This is a genomic window from Phyllobacterium sp. P5_D12 (assembly GCF_054049495.1).
On record NZ_JBFUMG010001051.1, the window covers coordinates 1 to 838 of the forward strand.

The 838-nt window shown below is 57.1% G+C and carries 1 protein-coding gene and 1 pseudogene; both read right to left on the reverse strand.

All coding sequences use genetic code 11. The features are described from left to right. Positions 1–60: 60 nt before the first annotated feature. Positions 61–558: a RidA family protein gene (locus ACXJ5O_RS28615; RefSeq protein WP_457302859.1), complete on the reverse strand. Its 498-nt coding sequence runs from the start codon at positions 556–558 to the stop codon at positions 61–63. Positions 559–568: 10 nt separating this feature from the next. After that, a pseudogene (locus ACXJ5O_RS28620) lies at positions 569–838 on the reverse strand (amidohydrolase/deacetylase family metallohydrolase); the annotation flags it as partial.

Here is an 838-nt window from a genome sequence, read left to right on the forward strand (position 1 = left end):
GGTCAAGGCTTCGGCGGAGCGGATCGAAACGGTGATGGGCTGGCGCAGTCATTCCTGACCTCAATCCTTCAACGAGATGATTGCCTCGATCTCCACGGTGATATTGCCAGGCAAGGAGCTGAAACCAACGGCTGAACGCGCATGGTTGCCAGCTTCACCAAAAACATTGATCAGCAAGTCCGAGCATCCGTTGATGACCGAGGGATGATCGGCAAAATCCGGCACTGCGTTGACCATGCCCAGAAGCTTCACCACACGTTTCACCCGCCGCAAATCTCCGAGCGCCGAATGCATGACCGCAAGCAGGTTGATGCCGGTCAGACGCGCGTGCTTGTAAGCTTYGTCAACGCTCACATAACCTCCGACCTTGCCGGTGTGCATGTAACCGTCGTCTTCCCGCGGCCCCTGCCCCGACAGATACAGCATATTGCCTTCCTGAATGTGGGTGACGAAATTCGCGATCGGGCTCGGCGCCGGGGGAAGAACTATGCCCAGCGCCTTGAGACGATCATAGGGGGAAACGTCGGCATCGATTGCCGGACTTGATAGGTCACTCAAGGCGAATTCCTCAACGGTATGAATAGGGCGCAATGGCGCCGGATGTTTCAGGCTTGACGGGCTGGTAGCGGCTGGCGGCTATTGGTTCATTGCCGAGCACCGCCCAGTGTGGTTCGAACAGCTTGTCGAGCCTTGCTTCGTAACCCATCGAGTCGATGACTGTGAGATCTGAATCGGCGAGTTCAAAGATGGTGAAATCCGCACGCGTTCCGACCGACAGAAGGTTCTCTGTCGGCAGATTGATCGCCGACGCCGGAGAGATTGTCACCGCTTCCACCAC